Genomic DNA, 3,893 nt, shown 5'->3' with positions numbered 1-3,893 from the left:
TCGTGGTCTTCTGAACCTGCCGTGGGGGGGGGGGGGGGCCGGGCCGCCCACGGGGGGGGGCGGGGGGCGCGCGCCGCGCACCGCCGGAATGCGGCTGGCCTGGTCGGTGGTACGCGGACAGCCAGCCGCCCGGCTCGGCATCACCGCCGTGGCGATCGGTCACCTGGTGATGGTGGCGGTGATGGCGATGACCCCGGTCCGGCTCGGTGAGTCGCACGCCGACGCCGACGTGCTGCGGCTGGTCGGGATCGTGTTGAGCCTGCACATCGCCGGCATGTACGCGTTCGCCCCGGTGGTCGGCTGGCTCACCGACCGGCTCGGCCGGCGGGCGGTGATCCTCGGCGGGGTCGGGCTGCTGCTGGCCGCCTGCGCGGTCGCCGGCACCGCCGGGCACCACACGCCCCGGCTCTCGATCGGTCTGGTCCTGCTCGGGCTGGGTTGGTCGGGGACGATGGTGGCCGGCTCGACGCTGCTCTCCGAGTCGGTGTCGGCCGGTGTGCGGCCCAGCGTCCAGGGGTTCTCCGACCTGATCATGGGGTTGGCGGGGGCCAGCGCCGCGGTGCTCAGCGGGTTTGTCATGCAGCTCGCCGGTTATCCGGTGCTCACCCTGCTCGCGGCGGTCGCGACCGTGCCCCTGGTGGCGCTAGCGTTGCGCCCGGTGCCGACGGGGGCACCGGGCGAGGAGGGTTGATCACGTGCGGCTGACCGACTTCTGGGCGCGGTTGGAGGAGGCGTTCGGGCCGGGCTACGCGGCCAGCATCGCCCGCGACCAGGTGCTGTCCCAGCTCGATGGGCGGACCATCGAGCAGGCGCTGTCGTCGGGGGAGCAGACGCACGTGGTGTGGCGGGCGGTCTGCGCCGCGTACCCCGACCGCGTACCCGCTCGACTACGCTGAGCAGCCTTTTCGCCGGTTCCGCGTGTCGCTTGTCGAGTCGTACACCTGTTCGGCTATTGTCCACAGCGGGGTGCTCGTCCACAGCTCGCGGCCCGTCGGCTGGTTTTCTGTCGGACCCAGCGCCTAGCGTGTCCGCGTGACGCGAAGCTCAGCAAAGACGCCGGCGAAGGCAGGGGTGGCAACCATGGCAGCAGGGCCTGACCGGGAGAAGGCACTCGACCTTGCTCTCGCTCAGATTGACAAGCAATTCGGCAAGGGCTCGGTGATGCGGCTGGGTGACCGGCCGGTCGTCCAGACCGCGATCATTCCGACCGGCTCCATCGCGCTCGACGTGGCCCTCGGCATTGGCGGCCTGCCCCGTGGCCGGGTGGTCGAGATCTACGGTCCCGAGTCCAGCGGTAAGACCACGGTGGCACTGCACGCGGTGGCCAACGCCCAGCGCAACGGCGGCATCGCCGCCTTCATCGACGCCGAGCACGCGCTCGACCCGGAGTACGCGAAGGCCCTCGGCGTCGACACCGACGCGATGCTGGTCTCCCAGCCGGACACGGGCGAGCAGGCGCTGGAAATCGCGGACATGCTGATCCGCTCCGGCGCTCTGGACATCATCGTGATCGACTCGGTGGCGGCCCTGGTGCCGCGCGCCGAGATCGAGGGCGAGATGGGCGACAGCCACGTGGGCCTCCAGGCCCGGCTGATGAGCCAGGCACTACGGAAGATCACCGGTGTGCTCAGCAACACCGGCACCACGGCGATCTTCATCAACCAGCTGCGCGAAAAGATCGGCGTGATGTTCGGCAGCCCGGAGACCACCACCGGTGGTCGGGCGCTGAAGTTCTACGCCTCGGTCCGGCTCGACGTGCGACGCATCGAGAGCCTCAAGGACGGCACCGACGTGGTCGGTAACCGCACCCGGGTCAAGGTCGTGAAGAACAAGGTGGCCGCGCCGTTCAAGCAGGCCGAGTTCGACATCATGTACGGCAAGGGCATCTCGCGTGAGGGCTCGCTGATCGACGTCGGCGTGGAGCAGGCGATCATCCGCAAGTCCGGCGCGTGGTACACGTACGACGGCGACCAGCTCGGCCAGGGCAAGGAGAAGGCCCGGGAGTTCCTGAAGGAAAACCCGGACGTGGCCGCCGAGATCGAGAAGAAGATCCTGGAGAAGCTCGGCGTCGGGGTTGGCGCGAGCGACGCCGCCGGTGGCCCGGAGCTGCCGCCGGTTGACTTCTGACCGGTCGCTGACCAGTGGCAGGACGACGCGCCCGTACGGGGCGGGGCTGGGATGCCAGCCCACCCCGTACGGGCGACGCCAGCGATCCGCCGCGTCCCCGTCGGGGGCGCCGGGCCGAGTCGTCGGCGGATGAACCGGCGCCTACGCCGCGCGACGAGTCGGAGGTGGCTCGCGAGATCTGCCTGCGCCAGCTCGCCGTCCGGCCCCGCACCCGGGCCGAGCTGGCCGACGCGTTGGCCAAGCGGGGCATCTCCGAGCAGGTCTCGGCCGAGGTGCTCGACCGCTACGACGAGGTCGGCATCATCGACGACGCGGCGTTCGCCCGCGCCTGGGTGTCCAGCCGGCACACCGGTCGTGGCCTGGCCCGCCGGGCGCTCGCCAACGAGCTGCGCCGCAAGGGCGTCGACGGCGAGGTGGCCACCGAGGCGCTGGGCGAGCTGGACGAGGAGACCGAGGCGGCAACCGCCCGCGCTCTGGTGGAGCGCAAACTGCGTACCGCCCGGGGCGAGCCCGACGCGGTCTTCCGCCGGCTGGTCGGGATGCTGGCCCGCAAGGGCTATCCGCCCGGCGTGGCCATCCGCGCGGTGAAGGACGCGCTCGCCGCGCAGAGCGCCGAGGCGGCCGAGTTCGCCGAGCAGATCGACGCCGACGCGCTCGCCGACGCCGAGGGCGATCTGGAGCGCGACAACCGCCCGCTCGACTGAGTGGCGCGATGGGTGCGGTGGGGGTGGCCCGATGTTGAAAGCGTGTCTGAACGGCCAGCGCAGTCGTGCCGCCCATCCGGCCGTGCCGGTGACCCCGACGGAGTTGGCGGCCGACGCGGCCCGCTGTGCCGCGCTGGGCGTCGCGGCCGTGCACGTCCATCCCAGGGGCGCGGCCGGCGTCGAGTCACTGCGCCCGGCGGTGATCGCCGACGCGCTGACCGCGATCCGTGCGGCCCGGCCGGGGCTGCCGGTGGGGGTGAGCACCGGAGCCTGGATCGAACCGGATCCGGCCGCCCGGGTGGCCGCCGTCCGATCCTGGCCGGTGCTGCCCGACTTCGCCTCGGTCAACGCGCACGAGCCCGGCGCCGAGGCGGTCGCCGCCGCGCTGCATGAGCGTGGCGTGCTCGTCGAGGTGGGGCTCTGGACACTCGACGCCGTGAAGGCGTACCGGTCCTGGCGGGTGCCGGTCGGACGGATCCTCGTCGAGTGCATGGCGCAGGAGCCGGCGGTCGCGTTGGCCGATGCGGCGCGGATCCTCGCCGCGCTGCCGCCGCCAGCGCGGATGCCCAGCGTGCCACCGCGGTCGACGGGGATGCCCGCCGTGCCACCGCCGTCAGCGGGGATGCCGGGCGGGTCGCCGCCGGAGGACGCGGTGGCTCCGCCCGTGTTGCTGCACGCCGAGGGTCCGGCCACCTGGGCGGTGCTCGCCGAGGCGGTCAGCCGTGGGCTGCACACCCGGATCGGGCTGGAGGACACGCTCCTGTTGCCCGATGGCGTACCGGCACCGGGCAACGCCGCGTTGGTCACCGCCGCGCTGGCGGCCGGCGCCGGCTGAGCCGCCGATCCGCCGAAGTCGGCCGAGCCCTTGGTGCCGGCTGACCGCCCTGGCGTCGGCTGAGCCGCTGCGGATGATCGTGCTCGATCCAGGATGTGGGGGCATCACCGCGCCGGTGAGGGCACTACATCCAGGACAACGCCGTTGCGTTTAGCGCCGTGAGCGGGAGGCAAGTCCTTTCTCGAAGAGTGTGATTTCGGCGTGGAAGCTGTAGGTCTGTGTGGTTG

Annotated in this window: 5 protein-coding genes; all 5 read left to right on the top strand. The window is 72.3% G+C overall.

The features are described 5' to 3' along the window. The coding region (locus ABZU53_RS31660; protein WP_355069245.1) for an MFS transporter at positions 1-691 on the top strand (691 nt) is incomplete at its 5' end. Between the two features lie 4 nt (positions 692-695). Continuing rightward, positions 696-896 (top strand): DUF3046 domain-containing protein, encoded by a 201-nt coding sequence (locus ABZU53_RS31655; RefSeq protein ID WP_354859956.1) that lies wholly within the window; start codon positions 696-698, stop codon positions 894-896. A gap of 184 nt (positions 897-1,080) precedes the next feature. Continuing rightward, entirely contained in the window at positions 1,081-2,127 is a 1,047-nt protein-coding gene (recA, locus tag ABZU53_RS31650) for a recombinase RecA (RefSeq protein WP_354859959.1), read from the top strand. A 14-nt stretch (positions 2,128-2,141) separates the two neighbouring features. Then, the gene (locus ABZU53_RS31645) at positions 2,142-2,831 is read left to right on the top strand and encodes a regulatory protein RecX (RefSeq protein WP_355069244.1); all 690 of its coding nucleotides are present in this window, start codon (positions 2,142-2,144) and stop codon (positions 2,829-2,831) included. A gap of 31 nt (positions 2,832-2,862) precedes the next feature. Continuing rightward, the gene (locus ABZU53_RS31640; RefSeq protein ID WP_355069242.1) at positions 2,863-3,666 is read left to right on the top strand and encodes a 3-keto-5-aminohexanoate cleavage protein; all 804 of its coding nucleotides are present in this window, start codon (positions 2,863-2,865) and stop codon (positions 3,664-3,666) included. The last annotated feature ends 227 nt before the right edge of the window (positions 3,667-3,893 follow it).

Origin of the sequence: Micromonospora sp. NPDC005194 (assembly GCF_040608335.1) — a bacterium.
Taxonomy (GTDB): domain Bacteria; phylum Actinomycetota; class Actinomycetes; order Mycobacteriales; family Micromonosporaceae; genus Micromonospora.
Note: the sequence above shows the minus strand (reverse complement) of the source record. Positions and strands in the feature narration are given on the sequence as shown.